This window comes from Streptacidiphilus jeojiense (assembly GCF_000719095.1).
Classification (GTDB): Bacteria; Actinomycetota; Actinomycetes; order Streptomycetales; family Streptomycetaceae; genus Streptacidiphilus; species Streptacidiphilus jeojiensis.
This window is the reverse complement of sequence record NZ_JOEH01000021.1, coordinates 40,526-58,501: the sequence shown is the minus strand read 5'-3', so window position 1 is coordinate 58,501 and position 17,976 is coordinate 40,526. Positions and strand designations below refer to the sequence as shown.

Genomic DNA, 17,976 nt, shown 5'->3' with positions numbered 1-17,976 from the left:
CGGCCCTCCGCGTCGAAGGGAGCAGAAGGTGTTCCATTCCATCCACCGGCTGAGGCGAGCTCTCGCCATGGCGGTCGGCACCGCGGTGCTGGCCGCGATCAGCCTGGTCGCGCTGGCGGTCCAGCCCGCCTGGGCCGCCGCCACCGGCGGCAGCGGCGCGAGCCTGCCCTACGTAGAGGTACAGGCGGAGAACTCCGCCACCAACGGGACGGTCATCGGCCCGAGTTACGCCCAGGGCCAGCTGGCCGACGAGGCGTCGTACCGCAAGGCCGTGACCCTGCAGGGCAGCGGCCAGTACGTCACCTTCACCACACCGGTGGCCACCAACTCCATCGACTTCCGGTACAGCATCCCCGACACCTCGGGCGGGTCGGTCTACAACGCGCCGCTGTCGCTCTACGTCAACGGCACCAAGCAGACCGACTTCACCCTCACCAACGCCTACAGCTGGTACTACGGGAGCTACCCGTTCACCAACTCCCCTGGCAGCAACCCGCACCACTTCTACGACGAGGTGCACCGCCTGTTCAGCACCACCTATCCGGCCGGGACGACCTTCAAGCTGCAGGTCGACTCGGAGGACACCGCCTCCTCGTACACCATCGACTTCGCCGACTTCGAGCAGGTCGGCGCGGCGCTGACGCAGCCGGCCGGTTCGGTCTCGGTGACCAGCGAGGGCGCCGACGCGACCGGCGCGGCCGACGCCACCAGCGCCTTCAACGCCGCGATCAGCGCGGCCGGTCCGGGCGGAACGGTGTGGATCCCGCCGGGGACGTTCAACGTCCCGGGCCACATCAGCGTCAACAACGTCACCGTGGCCGGCGCCGGCATGTGGTACTCCACCGTCACCGGTACCGCGCCCGGCTTCTACGGCAACTCGGCCCCGTCCCCGAGCACCAACGTCCACCTGCAGAACTTCGCGATCTTCGGCAATGTCCAGGAGCGTGACGACAGCGCGCAGGTCAACGGCATCGGCGGCGCGTTGAGCAACTCCTCGGTGTCCAACATCTGGATCGACCACATGAAGGTCGGCGCCTGGATGGACGGCCCGATGGACAAGCTGACCTTCAGCGGGATGCGGATCCGCGACACCACCGCCGACGGCATCAACTTCCACGGCGGCGTCACCAACTCCACCGTCACCAACAGCGACATCCGCAACACCGGTGACGACGGCGTGGCCACCTGGGCGGACTCCTCGCTGGGGGCCGACGCCAACGACACCATCTCCAACAACACGGTCCAGCTGCAGATCCTGGCCAACGGCATCGCGATCTACGGCGGCCACGACAACACCGTCAGCGGAAACCTGGTGCAGGACACCGGGATCTCCCAGGGCGGCGGCATCCACGTGGGGCAGCGCTTCACCTCCACCCCGGTGGGCACCACCACCATCTCCAACAACACCCTGGTCCGGGACGGCGACCTCGACCCCAACTGGCAGTTCGGCGTCGGCGCGCTGTGGTTCGACGGCAGCCAGGGCGCCATCACCGGGTCGATCAACGTCACCAACGCGCTGATCGAGCAGAGCCCCTACGAGGCGGTCCAGTGGGTCGAGGGAACGATCAGCGGGGTCTCGCTGAACAACGTGACCATCGCCGGCACCGGGACCTTCGCCCTGCAGGAGCAGACCGGCGGCGCGGCGAGCTTCACCAACGTCACCGCGACCGGCGTCAACGGCCCCTCCCCCGTGTACAACTGCGAGGGCGGCAACTTCGTGGTGACCGACGGCGGGGGCAACTCCGGCATCAGCGGCACCCCGTACTGCAGCGGCTGGCCGACCCCGGTCTTCCCGCCCTACCCGGCCACCGGGGTGACCGCCACCCCGAGCGCGCTGAACTTCGGTTCGGTGGCCACCGGAGCGACCAGCACCGCGCAGACGGTGACCGTCTCCAACCCCACCGGCTCGGCCGCGGCCGTCTCGTCCATCGCGGCCAGTGGTGACTTCGCCCAGACCAACACCTGCGGTTCGTCGATCGCGGCGAACGGCTCCTGCACGGTCAGCGTCACCTTCAAGCCGACCGCGACGGGCAGCCGCTCCGGCAGCCTGACCGTCAACGCCGGTGGGGTCACCAACACCGTCGCCCTCTCCGGGACCGGCACCGCGCCGGGTCCGGTACTGAACGCCTCACCGGCCAGCCTGAACTTCGCGGGCACGGTGGTCGGCTCCTCGGCCGCCGCGCAGAGCATCACCGTGACCAACTCGGGCACCACCTCGGCGACCGTCTCCGGCGTCTCGGTGACCGGTGACTTCAGCCAGACCAACAACTGCTCCACCATCGCGGTCGGAGCCTCCTGCACGGTCAACGTCGGCTTCCAGCCCACCGCCGGCGGCTCCCGCTCCGGCACGCTGACCGTCACCAGCAACGCCAACAACAGCCCCACCACCGCCTCGCTGACCGGCACCGGCATCGACAGCAGCACCAACATCGCCGCCGCCCGCCCGGCCACCGCGAGCTCCAGCAACGGCGTCTACACCCCCGCCAACCTCACCGACTCGGACGCGTCCACCTACTGGGAGAGCGCCAACGGCTCCTTCCCGCAGTGGGCCCAGGTCGACCTCGGCGCGAGCTACAGCATCGGCAAGATCGTGCTCAAGCTCCCGCCGGCGACGGCCTGGAGCGCCCGCACCGAGACCCTGTCGGTGCAGGGGTCCACGGACGGATCCACCTTCAACACGATCGTGGGCTCGGCCGGGTACACCTTCGACCCCAACGCCAACAACAACACGGTGACCATCCCCTTCAACGCCGCCACGGCGCGCTACGTCCGGGTGAACATCACCGCCAACACCGGCTGGAGCGCCGGCCAGCTCTCGGACTTCGAGATCTTCCCCAGCGGCAGCGGCGGCACCACCCCGTCCGCGACGCTGTCGGCCAACCCGGGCTCGCTGACCTTCGGCACCCAGGCGCTCAACACCAGCAGCACCGCGCAGTCGGTCACCGTGAGCAACACCGGCACCGCGGCCGCGTCCGTCTCCGGCGTGGCCGTCACCGGTGACTTCTCGCAGACCAACACCTGCGGCACGTCCATCGCGGCGGGCGGCTCCTGCACGGTCAGCGTGGTCTTCAAGCCGACCGCGTCCGGCTCCCGCACCGGCAACCTCACCGTCTCCGGCAACGCCTCCAACAGCCCGACCACGGTCGCGCTGACGGGCACCGGGGCCGGCACGGTGGCCACCAACCTGGCGGCAGGAAAGGCCACCAGCGAGTCGAGCCACACCGACGTCTACCCCTCCTCCAACGTCACCGACGGCAACCAGAGCAGCTACTGGGAGAGCGCCAACAACGCCTTCCCGCAGTGGGTGCAGGTCGACCTCGGCTCGGCGCAGAGCGCGGCCCGGGTCGTGCTCCAGCTCCCGGCGGGCTGGGGCGCCCGCGACCAGACGCTGTCCCTGACGGGCAGCACCGACGGTTCCACCTTCAGCACGCTGAAGGCGTCGGCCACCTACACCTTCGACCCGAACGCCAACAACACCGTCACCATCACCTTCCCCGCGACCACCCAGCGGTACTTCCGGGTGACCGTCACGGCGAACACCGGATGGCCGGCCGGACAGGTCTCCGAGTTCCAGGTCTGGAACAGCTGACCTGAAACGTGACTGTGCCGCCGAGTACGGGGGTACTCGGCGGCACAGTCACGTCCAGCCCCACACTCACGTCCAGCTGAGGTGCAGCACCGCCAGGTCGTCCGCGTGCCGTCCGGCGTTGAGCGTGTTCGCGGTACCGATCAGGTGGTCCAGCAGCGGGTCGGGGTCCTGCTCCGGGGCCCGGGCGATCAGCTCGACCAGGCCCTCGGTCTCCAACCGCTCCTTGCCGGGGCCGCGGTAGCCCTCGATCAGGCCGTCGGTGTAGAGCAGCAGCGCGCCCTTGTCCGGCAACGGCACCTCGGTGGGACGCCAGCGGCCGCCGCCGGGGACGATCCCCAGCGCCGGGCCGTGGGCCGCCCGGACCACCCTGGCCGCCCCGTCCGCGCACAGCAGCGGCTCGTGGTGGCCGGCCAGGTAGACCGTGGCGGTGCGCTCCCCGGGGTCCAGGGTGACCGTGCTGCAGGTGGCGAACATGTCGTCGCGCGGGCGTTCGGCGACCAGCACCTGTTCCAGCAGGCCCAGCAGTTCGCTGCCGCGGTGCCCGGCCAGCACCAGGGCGCGCCAGGTGATCCGCAGGCAGACGCCCAGCGCGGCCTCGTCCGGGCCGTGGCCGCTGACGTCCCCGATCACCGCGTGCACGGTGCCCTCGCCGCCGGTCTGCACCACGTCCAGGAAGTCGCCGCCCAGCAGCGCCCGCTGACGCCCCGGCAGATAGCGCATGGCGGCGCCGACCCGGTCGTCGTGCAGCAGCGGGGCGGGCAGCAGACCGCGTTCCAGCCGGGTGTTCTCCTGGGCGTGGATCCGGTTCTCGCGCAGCTCCGCGTTGGCCCGCTCGGCCTGCTTGCGGTGCACCGCGTAGCGCACCACCCGGTTCAGCAGGTCCGCCGTCACCTGCCCCTTGACCAGGTAGTCCTGGGCGCCGTTGGCCACCGCCTGCACCCCGGCGCGGGACTCGGCCAGCCCGGTCAGCACGATCACGGCGGTGTGCGGGCAGGCCGCCTCCAGGGTCTGGATGGCGCCCACGCCGCTGGCGTCGGGCAGGTGCAGATCCAGCAGCACGCAGTCGGGCGTCTGCCCGCCCAGCTCGGCCAGGGCGCCGGCCATGGTCTGGGTCCAGGTCAGGCTGTGGGTCAGCCCGGTGTCCGCCAGCAGCTCCTCGACCAGCAGGGCGTCGCCGGCGTCGTCCTCGACCAGCAGGATCCGGTAGCTCTCGGTCGGGGCCGCGGCCTGGGCCGGGATCCCGGCACCGGTCAGCGCGCCGGTCAGGGCGGCCCGGACGTGCGTGCTCATGCGACCACCTCGGTGCGCTCGGGCTCGCCGGGGTCGGCGACCGGGACGGCGGGGGCCAGCGGCAGGGTGAAGCTGATCCTGGTGCCGCTGTCGGTGTCCGGGTCCACCGCGATGGTGCCGCCGTGGAACTCGACGATCTTCTTGCACATGGCCAGGCCGATCCCGTTGCCCGGATAGGCCTCCTTGGTGTGCAGCCGCTGGAAGATCACGAACACCCGGTCGGCGAACTCGGTGCCGATGCCGATGCCGTTGTCCTGCACCGCGAACTGCCACCGGTCGCCGTCCCGCACGGCCGACAGCCGGACCTCCGGGGCGCGGTCGGGGGCCCGGAACTTGATGGCGTTCCCGATCAGGTTCTGGAACAGCATGCCGATCTGGGTGCGGTCGGCGGTCAGCACCGGGAGCGGGTCGTGGGTGATGACGGCCCCGGACTCCTCGACCGCGATGCTCAACGCGTCGACCGTGGCCGTGAACACCTGCTCCAGGTCCACCGGGGCGTACTCCTGGTGCATCCGGCCGACCCGGGAGAACGCCAGCAGATCGTTGATCAGGGTCTGCATCCGGTTGGCCCCGTCCACCGCGAAGGCGATGTACTGGTCCGCGCGCTCGTCCAGCTTGTCGGCGTAGCGGCGCTGGAGCAGCTGGCAGAAGCTGGCGACCTTGCGCAGCGGTTCCTGCAGGTCGTGCGAGGCCACGTAGGCGAACTGCTCCAACTCGCCGTTGGACCGCCGCAGTTCCTCGGCCTGCTCGTCCAGGCGGGCCCTGGCCTGGTCGGAGAAGGCCAGTTCGTCGGCGAGCCGGCGGCGCATGCGCTCCACGTCCTCGGCGAGCAGGCGCAGGTCCGCGGGGCCGGTGGTGGCGGAGACCGCGTGCGAGAACTCGCCGGCGCCGACCTCCCGGACGTCACGCTGGAGCCGCTCCAGCGGCGCGGTCACCCCCCGCCGCAGTGCGGTCACCACCAGGGCGGACAGCAGCAGGATCACCAGGGCGACGGCGCTGAAGACCCAGTTGCTCTGTCGCTGCGCCGTCTGCAGCTGCTGGGCGGCGGTGTTCCTGGCGGCCTGCAGATGCGTCTGCTGCACGGCCGCAGCCGCCCGGATCGCGTCGAAATCGTTCTTGCCCTGGTCGGACCGCTGCGCGGCCAGCTCCACCGGTGCGCCCGGCGGGGCGGCCGCGACGGGGGCGGCGAAGTCGGTCTGCCAGGTCCGGATCCGGGCCAGCACCGTGTCCAGGTCCGCCGCCGCCTTCGCGTCCCCGGCGGTGAGGGTGCGCAGCTTGGTGACGGCCGCCTTCTCGTCGGCCATTCCCTCGGTGTAGGGGTCCAGGAACGAGGACTGGCCGGAGAGGCCGTAGCCGCGGATCCCGGTCTCCTGGTCGAGCATGGCCGACTCCAGCCGGACCGCGGTGGTCAGCGCCGGCGAGCTGTGGTTGACCAGGGTGTCGGTGACCGAGGAGGCCCGGTCCAGCGCCCAGAAGCCGAGCAGGCCGAGCACCAGCAGCACGGTCAACGAGCCGGCCACCCCGACGGACAGCCACCTCCGGGTGGTCCAACGGCTCCAGGCCGTCACTATGGACCCGCCCGCAGACTGTTCCGCAGTTCCTCGCGCCACCACGTGGATTCCCTCCCTGAAGCAGCCGCGCCACGGCTCGCGGCACACACCTTACCGCCCATCAGGACAACAGTTGTTGTCCGTGGGCGACCCGGGGGCCTAGGGTGGCCTGACACGCTCTGACCCGAGCTCACACCGGTGCCCCGCCCCGTGCTCAGCCCCTGCTCTGACCGATGTTCTGACCCATGTTCTGCCCGACGACCCGCGCAGTCCACGCCCCGACCGACCGGAGCCCCCGATGGCCGCTCTCGCAGCCCCCCGCCCCTTCGACATCCTGCTGGTCGAGGACGATCCGGCCGACGCCATGCTCATCGAGGAGGCGCTGCTGCAACGCGGCGCCGACCGCACCATCGCCCTGGTCGCCGACGGGATCGCCGCCCTGGAGCGGCTGCGCGACCCCGCGGTCCGGCTCCCCGACCTGATCGTGCTCGACCTCAACATGCCGCGGATGAACGGCCGTGAGCTGCTCAACGTCCTCAAGAACGACGAGGAGCTGAAGGTGATCCCGACCGTGGTGCTGACCACCTCCAGCGCCCCTGACGACGTGTCGGGCGCCTACCGGGGCCACAGCAACGCCTACATCACCAAGCCGGTCAACCTGGACGACTTCATCCAGGCCGTGCAGAGCATCGACGCCTTCTTCCTGGACACCGCGACGCCCCCGCGCAACCCGGAGCTCTAGGGCCGGAGCGACGGCAGCGGGCCGTCAGCCGTACCAGACGGTGGTGACGTTGCAGAACTCCCTGATCCCCTGCGCCGAGAGCTCGCGCCCGTAGCCGGAGCGCTTGACGCCGCCGAAGGGAAAGGCCGGGTGCGAGGCCGTCATGCCGTTGAAGTAGACAGCACCGGCCTGGAGTTCACGCTCCAGCAGCTCCTGCTCCTGCGGATCGGTGGTCCAGGCGTTGGAGCTGAGGCCGAAGGAGCTGTCGTTGGCCAGCGCCACGGCCTGCTCCAGGCTGTCGACCCGGTAGAGGGTGGCGACCGGGCCGAAGCACTCCTCGCGGTGGATCCGCATCTCCGGGGTGATCCCGGTGAGCACCGTCGGCTCGTAGAACCAGCCCGCGGGGCGGTCCTCGGGCCGCCGGCCGCCGCACTGCGCCTTGGCTCCGTGCCGCAGCGCGTCGTCGACCAGTTCCTCCAGATCGGCCCGGCCGCTCTCGGTGGCCAGCGGGCCCACGTCGGTACCGGCCGCCATCGGGTCGCCCACCCGCAGCGCGGACATCCCGGCCACGAAGGCGGCGGCGAACTCCTCGTAGACGTCCGCGTGGACGATGAACCGCTTGGCGGCGATGCAGGACTGACCGTTGTTCTGCACCCGCGCGGTGACCGCCACCTCGGCCGCCCGCCGGACGTCCGCCGAGGGCAGCACCAGGAAGGGGTCGCTGCCGCCCAGTTCCAGCACGCTCTTCTTGATCTCGTCCCCGGCGATCGCGGCGACCGAGCGGCCCGCCCCCTCGCTGCCGGTCAGCGTCACCGCGGCGACCCGGGGATCGCGCAGCACCGCCTCGATCGCGCCGGAACCCACCAGCAGCGTCTGGAAACAGCCCGTCGGATAGCCCGCACGGGTGAAGAGGTCCTCCAGCAGCAGCGCCGTCCTGGGGACGTTGGAGGCGTGCTTGAGCAGCGCGGTGTTCCCGGCCATCAGGGCCGGCGCGGCGAACCTGACCACCTGCCAGAGCGGGAAGTTCCACGGCATCACCGCCAGCACCGGGCCCAGCGGCCGGTAGCGGACGTGCGCGGCCGAGCCGCCGGAGTCGGCGACGTCGGCCGGGTCCGGGTGCTCGTCGGCGAGCAGCGCCTCGGCGTGCTCGGCGTACCAGCGCATGGCCCGGGCGCACTTGTCGACCTCGGCCAGTGCCTGCGCCAGCGGCTTGCCCATCTCCAGGGTGAGCAGCGCGGCGTCGGCCTCCCGCTCGGCCGACAGCAGGTCGGCGGCGGCCCGCAACAGCGCGGCGCGCTCGGCGAAGCCGGTGCGGCGGTGCACCTCGAACGCGCTCGCGGCGCGGGCCAGCCGGATCTCGATGCCGGCCGGGTCCAGCGCCTCGAAGGTCTCCAGGGTCTCCCCGGTGGCGGGGTCGATGGTGGCGATCGCCATGGCGGCGGTCACCACTCCCCGTCGGGGACCACGTGCACGGCGGCCTCCTCGGCGGAGGCGCCGGCCCCGTCGATGCCCTGGTCGTAGGCGATCAGCCCGTCCGTCTCCAGGTGCGAGCCCTCGCCCGGGGCGACCAGCCGGCCGGCCCGGACGTCGCCGACCTCGTCGTCGATCTCCTCGCCGTCGGTGTCCCAGGTGTCGCCGACGCCGTCGCCGCGCTCCGCCTCGACCTCGGGCAGTTCCTCGGCCAGCCGCTCGTCCAGGCTCTCGTCGCCCTCGTAGCGGTTGACCGCCAGCGGGCGGTCGGGCGGCGAGTAGCCCTCGTCCAGGGCGTCGTCCAGGCCGCGGTCGATCAGGGTGTCCTCGGAGTCGAGCAGCCCGTTGTCGTCGTGCTCGTCCTCGCCGGGATCGGGCTGGTAGACCCCGTCACCGGTCATGTCGTCGCTCACGGTCGCTCCTCCTCGTTCGGTGCGCCTGGTCGTTCGGTACCGCTGCTCCATCCAATCGTGCCTCGCCCGCCCGCGCCCGGCAGTCGCCTGCATTCGCCGGTCAGCCCGCCTCGAAGGCCGTACTCCAAATATCGGGGCGCGACGCCCCGCACCCCGGCGAAACCCGCGGTGCCCCCGCTCAGCCCGCCCCCGCCTCGAAGGCGGTGAACCACGAGGCCGGCTCCTCCAGTGCCGGAGATATGGCCTCGTAGCGCAGCAGTACGTCGGCGTGGCGGAAGAAGGTGGCGCGGCAGCCGCTCCAGTCGTAGTCGTAGACGCTGACCGGCAGGCCGGCGACGTCGCTCTCGACGCCCTCGGGGACGTCGGAAAGCGCTTCCTCGGCGTCCAGCAGGGCCAGGTGCAGCGCCATCTCCTCCGCCGGGCAGCGCGGCCGCGGCCACTTCCCCGCCGCCAGGTCCGCGGCGAGGGCGCAGAAGGAGGAGATGAAGCGGGTGCGCCAGTCGGCGTCCTGGCCCCAGGTGGGCTTGGGCAGGGCGGCGAAGACCACGCCGCTGCGGGTCTCCGGGCGGACCGGGGCGCCGCCGAGCTCGTCCAGCTCGTTGCGGGCGCAGTCGGCGAGTATCCGCAGCTGGCCGTGGAGCACCGCGGCGGTGCGCGGGGTGAGCAGCCAGGGGTTCTCCGACCCGGACGGCGGGGTCAGCGGGAACAGCGCGCCGAAGTCCGGGGCCTGGATCCCGCCGAAGCTTCCGGGCGCGCCGACCGCGACCACCGAGGTCACCGCCTCGACGCTGTCGATCCCGGCCAGCAGCCGGTCCGGGTCGATGAGTACGGCGAGCGCGCCGTAGGGCCCGGACGCGACCTGTTCGGCCCTGGCCCGTACCTCCTCGGCCCCGGCTCCGCGGGACACCGCGCCGAGACCGGCCGCCCGCAGGCCGTCCCAGTCGGTCAGCCGTACCCGCAGGGTCAGGCTGACTTCAATCTCCTCCGACATGACCACAGGATAGGTCGACCCGCGTCCACTGCATCCGTCGCAGGTGTAATGGTCACGCAAAAGCTGGGTGCTTCCTGGGCGTCTTCTCCCTTTCTCCCTATTCGTCTTCTCCCTATTCGTCGACCAGAAGTCTGCTCCTCAGCCGCCCCAGCGCCCGCGACAGCAGCCGTGAGACGTGCATCTGGGAGATGCCGAGGCGCTCGCCGATCTGGGACTGCGTCATGTCGGAGACGAAGCGCAGCGACAGGATCAGCCGCTCCCGGTCGCTGAGCTCGGCGATCAGCGGTTTGAGCGACTCCAGGTTCTCGATTCCCTCCAGCCCCGGGTCCGGTTCGCCGAGCCGCTCGGCGAACGAGGAGCCGTCGTTGGCGTCCTCGGCCGAGGCCAGTCCGGCGTCGATGGAGCTGACGGAGTATCCGTTGGCGGCGACCAGGCCCTCGCGCACCTCGTCCTCGGTCAGTCCGAGGTGGGCCGCCAGTTCGGCGGGGGTGGGCGCGCGGTCCATCGCCTGGGACAGCTCGTCGGTGGCCCGGGCCAGCCGCAGCCGCAGTTCCTGCAGCCGGCGCGGCACGTGCACGGCCCAGCTGGTGTCCCGGAAGAAGCGCTTGATCTCGCCGACGATGGTGGGCATGGCGAAGGTGGGGAACTCCACCTCGTGGTCCAGGTCGAACCGGTCGATGGCCTTGATCAGGCCGATCGTGCCGACCTGGACGATGTCCTCCATCGGCTCGCTGCGGGTGCGGAACCGCCCGGCGGCGAACTTCACCAGCGCCATGTTCAGCTCCACCAGGGTGTTGCGCACGTACTGGTACTCGTGCGTGCCCTCCTCCAGCGTCGCCAAGCGGGCGAACATCACCTTGGACATGGCCCGGGCGTCGGTGGGACTGACACCGGACGGGTCGGTGAGGTCGAAGTCGGGGAAGAGTGCGGGTCCGGCCGGAGCCGTCGCGGTGTCCTGTGCCGGCGCCGCGGTCCCCGCCGCTGTCTGCCGCGTGCCGGCGTGCTGGAGCACTGCCTGCGTGCTGGCGTTCATGGAGCCCCTCCCGAGGGTTCGTCGTGCGATACGAATCGAACCGTGTTGGTGCGCGTCTGCAAGGTCGCGTACCCCGGGGTCCGGTTCCCATGCCCCGTCAACTGGTTCTTCTTTCGTCCCGGTTCGCCCGCATCCCGCTCCGCGGCAGGGGTAGGCGGGTTCCGGACAGAACTTCAGTCTCCAGCCGTCACACCGACCTCCTCGGGGGCACAGCGTGAGCACCGACCGCCCAGGAGCGGACCTCCGCGTTCGCAGCAGCCGTCTGCCGCTGAGCGGAGCCGCAGGCACCTCGCCACGGGCCCGGGACCACACCCGGGCCTTCCTGGAGCACTGCTCGCCCCCGCTGGCCCCGGAAGTCCTGGACGACGTCCTGATCGCGTCGGGCGAGCTGGTCTCCAACGCGCTGCGGCACGCCCCCGGCCCCTGCGTACTGCGGCTGACCGACGACGGCAGCCGCCTCACCTTGGCCGTCAGCGACTCCAGCACCGAGGCGCCGGTGCCACGACGCCCGGACCTGACCGCTGGGGGCGGCGGCTTCGGCTGGCACCTGCTGCTGCGGATCGCGGCCGACGTGGAGGTCGACCGGGACCCGCTGCGCGGCAAGACCATCACGGTGACGGTGCCGGCGAGGTCTCCCACCTGCGGCCGCTCCGATGACTGAGGAGCGCGCCGAGAGCGCGTCACGATGGCATACGCTGCGACGGCAGCTCACCCGGACGGCCGCATCCGCGCCGTCCCCCACCCGAGCTCGACGAAGAGGAGCGCCCCCGTGGCCGACCCCGACAACTCCCGGCAGCTGATCGACCTCCTGTCCGCAGACGCCGAGGACCTCTCCGCCGAGTGGGTCCGCATCGTCTCGACGACCCTGCGCGGACGGGTGAGCACCGCCGAGATAGACCAGGAGCTGCGCGAGCTGTACTCGGCCCTGCTGGCGGCGCTGCGCACCGGCTCCCTCGCCGCGAAGGACGATGCCTTCGCCGAGGTGCGGGCGCTGCTGACCGAGCTGTCGCGGACCCGGGCCCGCCAGGGCTTCACCCCCAGCGAGACCGCGATCAGCGTGTTCGCGCTGAAGCAGGCGCTGGAACCGGCGCTGGCCAAGGACCCGGACGGCGGATCGCTCCGCAGCTACCTCCAACTCTCCTCGCTGCTGGACGATCTGGGCCTGTTCACGGTGGAGACCTACGCCCGTGCCCGGGAGGAGCTGATCAGCTCCCAGTCGGAACAGCTGCTGGAACTGTCGACACCGGTGGTCAAGCTGTGGGACGGGGTGATCTGCGTACCGCTGGTCGGCACGCTGGACTCGGCGCGCACCATGGTGGTGATGGAGAAGATGCTCCAGGCCCTCATCGACACCGGGTCCGAGCAGGCCATCATCGACATCACCGGGGTGCCCGCGGTGGACACCCAGGTCGCCCAGCACCTGCTGAAGACCGTGGTCGCGGCCCGGCTGATGGGCGCCGAGTGCACCATCTCCGGCATCCGCCCGCAGATCGCGCAGACCATCGTCGCCCTCGGCATCGACTTCGGGGACATCGCCACCAAGGCCAGCCTGGCGGACGCGCTGCGGCACGCCCTGCGGCGCTCCGGCATCGAGATCGGCCGGCGCGGGGACCGGGTGGCGAAGTGAGCGAGCGCGTGCCGATCCTGCAGATCGGCGACATCCTGCTGGTGTCGATCCAGACCGACCTGGACGACCAGTCCGTACTGAACCTCCAGGACGACCTGGCCGCCCGGGTGGTCGAATCGGCCGCGCACGGCGTGGTGATCGACATCAGCGCGGTGGAGATCGTCGACTCCTTCGTCGGCCGGATGCTGGCGACCATCGCCGCCATCTCCCGGATGCTGGACGCCGAGACGGTGGTCGTGGGCATGCGCCCGGCGGTCGCGATCACCCTGGTCGAACTGGGGCTGTCGCTGGGCGGGGTGAGCACCGCGCTCAACCTCGACCTGGGCCTGCGGCTGCTGGAGCGGGCCCGCGGCGGCCGCGACGGGCTCACCGCAGAACCGACCGCGTCGTGACCGTCGAGGCCGGGGAGGGACTGCTTCCGATCGTCGCCAACGACGATGTGGTCCGGGCCCGGCAGCTGGTCCGGACCCTGGCCCAGGACTGCCGGCTGTCGCTGGTGGAGCAGACCAAACTAGTGACCGCCGCCAGCGAACTGGCCCGCAACACGCTGGTGCACGGCGGCGGCGGGACGCTCCGCGGCGAGCTGATCCGGAACGGGCTGCGCCGGGGCGTCCAGGTGGTGTTCCGCGATTCCGGCCCCGGCATCGCCGACCTGGAGCTGGCCCTCACCGACGGCTGGAGCTCGGGCACCGGAATGGGGCTGGGCCTGAGCGGCTCGCGCCGTCTGGTGGACGAGTTCGCCATCGAGTCCGAACCGGGCCGCGGCACCACGGTGACCATCACCAAGTGGGCCAGGTGAGCATCCTGCTGCTGGAGTCCGAGGACATCTCCTGGTTCCGCAGCGAGCCCGGGGCCGCCCGGGGCGCGGCCGCGGCGCTGGCCCGGCGGGTCGGGCTGGACGAACGGCGCTCCGGCGAGGTCGCGCTGGCCGTCTCCGAGGCGGCGTCCAACCTGGTCAAGCACGCCGTCGACGGGGCCATCCTGCTCCGGGTGGTACGCACCGAGCACCAGGCCGGAGTGGAGTTCCTGGCCGTCGACTCGGGCCCGGGCATGGCCGACGTGCCCGAGGCCATGCGGGACGGCATGTCCTCGGCCGGGACCCTGGGCATCGGCCTGGGCAGCGTGGCCCGCCTCGCCGACGTCTTCGACGTCCACTCACTTCCCGGTCGGGGCACGGTGATCGCCGCACGCTTCTGGGCGACCCGGTCCACCGGGCAGCAGCGCGAGCCGTCCGTGGCCGGGCTGACCCGGGCCATCAGCGGCGAGCAGGTCTGCGGCGACGCCTGGGCGGCCCGGATCGACGAGGGCAGCGGCCCGGCGGCCCTGCTGATGCTCTGTGACGGTCTCGGGCACGGTCCGATGGCCGCCCTCGCCGCCGCGGCCGCCGTCCAGGCGTTCCGCTCCGGCAGGGCCCGGCAGCCGGCGGACGTGCTGGACGAGATCCACCGCGCGCTCCGCGGCACCAGGGGCGCCGCGGTGGCCGTCGCCAGGGTCGAGCCCGACGCGGGACGGCTGCTGTACTGCGGCGTCGGCAATGTCGCGGCCGCGCTGATCGGCGACGACACCCGTTCCAGCCCGCTGTCCCACCCGGGGATCGTCGGCCACCGGATGCCGCAGCTGCGGACCTTCGAGTACCCGCTGCCTCCCGGCGGCGCCCTGGTGATGCACTCCGACGGTCTGACCGACCGGTGGGACCCCGACTCCATGCCGGGGCTGCTGCGGCACCTCCCGGTGGTGGTGGCCGGGCACCTGCTGCGGCAGGCCGGGGTGCGCAGGGACGACGCCGGGGTCCTCGTCGCCAAGGGAATGTGGTGAGCCGACGGTGAGTCAGGACCACCGGGAGACCGCCGCGGACAGCGCCGAGACGCTGCTCGTCATGGCCGTCGGCGTCGAGCGGGACGTCTTCGTGCTGCGCCGCACCGCCAAGGACTGCGCCGAGGCGGCCGGACTGGAGAACCAGGACCGGGTGCGGCTGGCCACCGCGCTCAGCGAGCTGGGACGCGACCTGCTGCGGCCGCAGCCGCTGCGGGCCGTCTTCGCCCTGGGCCACCGGGAGCTGGCCGTCAGCCTCGACTGGACCGACGCGCGCACCCCCGGGGCGGAGACGCTCGCCGCGGTGGCCCGGCTGCTGCCGCAGGTGCGCTGGGAGCCGGCCGGCGGCGGAAGGCCGGGCGGCAGCGTCGTCATCGCCTGGCCGCTGCCCGGGTCCCCGGAGCCCGTCGCCGACCGGGCCGCGCGGATCCGCGCGGCGCTGCGGAGCGTCGCCGGCAGCGGCGACAGCCTGACCGAGGACCTGCGTGCGCAGACCCTGGACCTGATGGCCGCGCTGGAGGAGTCCCGCCGGCAGCAGGAGGCGCTGCACCTGCTCAACCAGGAGCTGGAACAGACCAACCAGGGTGTGGTGGCGCTCTACACCGAACTCTCCGAGGAGTTGGAGGAGACCAACCGGGGTGTCGTCGCCCTCTACGCGGAGCTGGACGAGAAGAGCCGGCTGCTGCGCGAGGCCAGCGAGTCCAAGACCCGGTTCTGGTCCAACGTCAGCCACGAGCTGCGCACCCCGCTCAACTCGGTGATCGGACTGAGCCGGCTGCTGCTGGACCCCGCCGCCGAGCCGCTGACCGCCGAGCAGCGCCGCCAGGTCGCCCTGGTCGGCTCGGCCGGCAGCATGCTGCTGGTCCTGGTCGACGAACTGCTGGACGTCGCCAAGGCGGAGGCGGGCCGGCTGGAGCCCCGGCCGGCCCCGGTGGACCTGCGCGCGCTGCTGGCGCAGGTGCGCGGGCTGATGGTCGGCGCGGCACCGCGCGGCGAGGTGGCCCTGGTGGTCCCGGACCGCGAGGACCTCCCGGAGCTGCTGACCGACGAGGTGATGCTGGCCCGGATCCTGCGCAACCTGCTCTCCAACGGCCTGAAGTTCACCCGCAGCGGCGAGGTGCGGCTGGAGGTCGGCACCGAGGACGAGTGGCTGGTGCTGGTCGTCAGCGACACCGGCGTGGGCATCCCCGAGGACCAGCAGACCCGGGTGTTCGAGGAGTTCTACCAGGTCCCCGGCCCGCACCAGCGCAACCGGGCGGGCACCGGCCTCGGCCTGCCGTACGCCCGCAGGCTGGCCGAACTGCTGGGCGGCAGCCTGCAGTTGGCCAGCCGCCCGGGCCAGGGAACCACGGTGACGCTGCGGCTGCCGCTGCGCACCGTCGACGCGCCCGCGCCGGTGCGGCGGCTGGGCACCCTGCTCACCGTCGACGACGACCCGGTGTTCGCGGAGCTGTTCCGCCCGGTGCTGGAGCAGTTGGCCGAGCGGGTGGTGCAGGTCCACGAGGGTGCCCGGGTGGTCGCCGAGGTGCGCCGGCTGCGGCCCGACGCGGTCCTGCTCGACCTGCAGATGCCCGGAACCGACGGCTACGCCGTGCTCGCCGAGCTGTCAGCCGATCCGGAGCTCAGCACCGTGCCGGTGGTCGTGATCACGGCGGCGGACCAGGCCGAGCGCGCCACCGAGCGGCTGGGCCACGCCCGCGCGGTGCTGTCCAAGCACGGCGCCACCGCCGCCCGGCTGGCCGACATCCTCTACCCGGCCGTACGGGCCGGCACTCCCCCCGACGCGGACGAAGGACAGCGATCATGACCCACGCCGAGGGCGACGACATCCCCGCCGTGGTGCTGATCGTCGAGGACAACGCCACCAACCGCTACATCCTGGGCAGTTGGCTCTCCCGGGCGGGCCACACGGTGCTGGAGGCCGAGGACGGCGGCCAGGGCCTCGCCCTGCTCGAGGAGCGCCGCAGCAGCGGCGAGCCGATGCCCGAACTGGCCGTCGTGGACGTGCACCTTCCCGACATGAGCGGCTTCGAGGTCTGCGAGCGGATCAAGGACGATCCGTTCACCACCGGCATCCCGGTGATCCATGTGTCCGCCACCGCGATCGGCACCGGCGACCGCACCCAGGGCCTCTACCGGGGCGCGGACGCCTACCTCACCGAGCCGATCGCCCCCAGCGAGCTACTGGCCACGGTCACCTCGGCGCTGCGCTACAGCCGGGCCAGGTCCCGGGCCGAGCGGCTGGCCCAACGGCTGACCACCCTCAACGAGGTGACGCTGGAGATCTACGCGGCTCCCGGCGCGGAGACCCTGGCCGCCGCCGCGGCCCGTGGCGCGAGCGCGTTGATCGGCTCGGCCGCGGCCGTGCTGACCCAGTCGCCGCACGCCGACACCGTCCATCTGACGCACATCACGGCGGCCGGTCGGCCCTCCTCCGGCCAGGCCACGACGGAGCTGCTGGCCCGGCTGTCGGCGCCGGGCCTGGGCAGCCGTACCGGGGTGGCCGTCACCGACCTCCCCGAGGTCGGTGCGCTGCCGTTGCAGGGCGCGGTCACCCTGGTCGCCGCACGTACCAAGCGCGGCCGGCCCCCGGTCTGCATCGCCGTGGAAGCCGCAGCGGCGACCACCGGCGAGGACCGCAAGCTGCTGACCCAGTTCGCCCAGGCCTGCGCGCTGGCGCTGGAGGCGCTGCGCAGCTACACCGAGGAGCACACCCTCGCGGTGACCCTGCAGCGGGCCTTCCTGCCGGGCCGGCTGCCGCAGCGGCCGGGGGTGCGGCTGGCGGTCCGCTACATCGCGGCCACCGCGCAGAACGAGATCGGCGGGGACTTCTACGAGGCCGTGGAGACCCCGACCGGGCTGCTGCTGGCGGTCGGTGACGTGGTCGGCCACTCGCTGGAGGCCGCCGTGGTCATGGGCGAGCTGCGGCACGCCCTGCGTGCCTACGCCATCGACGGCCACGGACCGCGGGCCGTACTGGAGCGCCTGGACACCCTGCTGACCACGGTGCGACCGGGGTGGACCGCGACCATCTGCCTGGTCCTGGTCGCGCCGGACGGCGGGAGCGTGGAGATCGCCAACGCCGGCCATCTGCCGCCGCTGCTGCTGGATCCCGTCGGCGGCGAGGGGCGGTTCGTCCGCGAGCACGGCCCGCTGCTCGGCCTGAACCTGCCCCAACCCGACTCGGTGCGCCGGGAGATCCCCCCGGGTACGGTGCTGCTGCTGGTCACCGACGGCCTGGTGGAGGTCCGCGGAGTGGATCTGACGGTCAGTCTGGAGCAGCTGCGGGCGGCTGCGGCCGGCGCGCCCCGCGATCCCGAGCGGCTGTGCCGGGCCCTGCTGGACTCCTTCGACCGGCCCCAGGAGGACGACATCGTGCTCTTCGCCGCCCGGATCGGGGCCGTCACCGCGGCCCAGGAGCCGCCCGGGGCTCCGGGGACCGTGACCATGACGACCGGCGCTGGGGCATGATGGGCAACG

Annotated in this window: 15 protein-coding genes; 9 read left to right on the top strand and 6 right to left on the bottom strand. The window is 72.2% G+C overall.

The features are described 5' to 3' along the window. The first annotated feature begins 28 nt into the window (after positions 1-28). Positions 29-3,589: a choice-of-anchor D domain-containing protein gene (locus IF29_RS0126395; protein ID WP_030259775.1), complete on the top strand. Its 3,561-nt coding sequence runs from the start codon at positions 29-31 to the stop codon at positions 3,587-3,589. A 66-nt stretch (positions 3,590-3,655) separates the two neighbouring features. Here the strand turns inward: IF29_RS0126395 and IF29_RS0126390 are convergent, their stop codons facing one another. After that, complete coding sequence (locus IF29_RS0126390; protein WP_084714988.1) at positions 3,656-4,879, bottom strand: PP2C family protein-serine/threonine phosphatase; 1,224 nt, start codon at positions 4,877-4,879, stop codon at positions 3,656-3,658. Beyond that, complete coding sequence (locus tag IF29_RS0126385) at positions 4,876-6,399, bottom strand: sensor histidine kinase (protein ID WP_084714986.1); 1,524 nt, start codon at positions 6,397-6,399, stop codon at positions 4,876-4,878. Before IF29_RS0126385 ends, IF29_RS0126390 begins: the two co-directional genes overlap by 4 nt. 328 nt (positions 6,400-6,727) lie before the next feature. On the opposite strand from IF29_RS0126385, the gene IF29_RS0126380 reads away from it, so the two are divergent. Next, positions 6,728-7,171 (top strand): response regulator, encoded by a 444-nt coding sequence (locus tag IF29_RS0126380; protein ID WP_037596724.1) that lies wholly within the window; start codon positions 6,728-6,730, stop codon positions 7,169-7,171. Between the two features lie 24 nt (positions 7,172-7,195). Here IF29_RS0126380 and IF29_RS0126375 read toward each other — a convergent pair whose 3' ends face one another. From IF29_RS0126375 to IF29_RS0126360, 4 genes are all read right to left on the bottom strand, one after another. Then, positions 7,196-8,584, bottom strand: coding sequence for an NADP-dependent succinic semialdehyde dehydrogenase (locus tag IF29_RS0126375; protein ID WP_030259767.1), 1,389 nt, complete (start codon positions 8,582-8,584; stop codon positions 7,196-7,198). An 8-nt stretch (positions 8,585-8,592) separates the two neighbouring features. Next, positions 8,593-9,021, bottom strand: coding sequence for a DUF5709 domain-containing protein (locus tag IF29_RS0126370; protein ID WP_157623951.1), 429 nt, complete (start codon positions 9,019-9,021; stop codon positions 8,593-8,595). A gap of 190 nt (positions 9,022-9,211) precedes the next feature. Further along, positions 9,212-10,024, bottom strand: coding sequence for a hypothetical protein (locus IF29_RS43865; protein ID WP_051726028.1), 813 nt, complete (start codon positions 10,022-10,024; stop codon positions 9,212-9,214). 112 nt (positions 10,025-10,136) lie between these two features. Continuing rightward, positions 10,137-11,057: an RNA polymerase sigma factor SigF gene (locus tag IF29_RS0126360; protein WP_030259760.1), complete on the bottom strand. Its 921-nt coding sequence runs from the start codon at positions 11,055-11,057 to the stop codon at positions 10,137-10,139. 214 nt (positions 11,058-11,271) lie between these two features. On the opposite strand from IF29_RS0126360, the gene IF29_RS0126355 reads away from it, so the two are divergent. From IF29_RS0126355 to IF29_RS0126325, 7 genes are all read left to right on the top strand, one after another. Then, a complete protein-coding gene (locus IF29_RS0126355; RefSeq protein ID WP_051726027.1) occupies positions 11,272-11,718 on the top strand; it encodes an ATP-binding protein in 447 nt (148 codons plus the stop codon). A 108-nt stretch (positions 11,719-11,826) separates the two neighbouring features. Continuing rightward, positions 11,827-12,684 carry an STAS domain-containing protein gene (locus IF29_RS0126350; RefSeq protein ID WP_030259754.1) on the top strand — a complete coding sequence of 286 codons (858 nt, stop codon included), beginning with the start codon at positions 11,827-11,829 and terminating at the stop codon, positions 12,682-12,684. Next, positions 12,681-13,076, top strand: a complete 396-nt coding sequence (locus tag IF29_RS0126345; RefSeq protein WP_030259753.1) for an STAS domain-containing protein — start codon at positions 12,681-12,683, stop codon at positions 13,074-13,076. The genes IF29_RS0126350 and IF29_RS0126345 overlap by 4 nt, the downstream gene beginning before the upstream one ends. Next, on the top strand, positions 13,073-13,483 hold the full coding sequence (locus tag IF29_RS0126340) for an anti-sigma regulatory factor (RefSeq protein ID WP_030259749.1): 411 nt from the start codon (positions 13,073-13,075) through the stop codon (positions 13,481-13,483). The genes IF29_RS0126345 and IF29_RS0126340 overlap by 4 nt, the downstream gene beginning before the upstream one ends. After that, the gene (locus IF29_RS0126335) at positions 13,471-14,499 is read left to right on the top strand and encodes an ATP-binding SpoIIE family protein phosphatase (RefSeq protein ID WP_030259747.1); all 1,029 of its coding nucleotides are present in this window, start codon (positions 13,471-13,473) and stop codon (positions 14,497-14,499) included. Before IF29_RS0126340 ends, IF29_RS0126335 begins: the two co-directional genes overlap by 13 nt. A gap of 7 nt (positions 14,500-14,506) precedes the next feature. Next, a complete protein-coding gene (locus IF29_RS0126330; RefSeq protein WP_063757610.1) occupies positions 14,507-16,303 on the top strand; it encodes an ATP-binding response regulator in 1,797 nt (598 codons plus the stop codon). After that, entirely contained in the window at positions 16,300-17,967 is a 1,668-nt protein-coding gene (locus IF29_RS0126325) for a fused response regulator/phosphatase (protein ID WP_063757609.1), read from the top strand. The genes IF29_RS0126330 and IF29_RS0126325 overlap by 4 nt, the downstream gene beginning before the upstream one ends. The last annotated feature ends 9 nt before the right edge of the window (positions 17,968-17,976 follow it).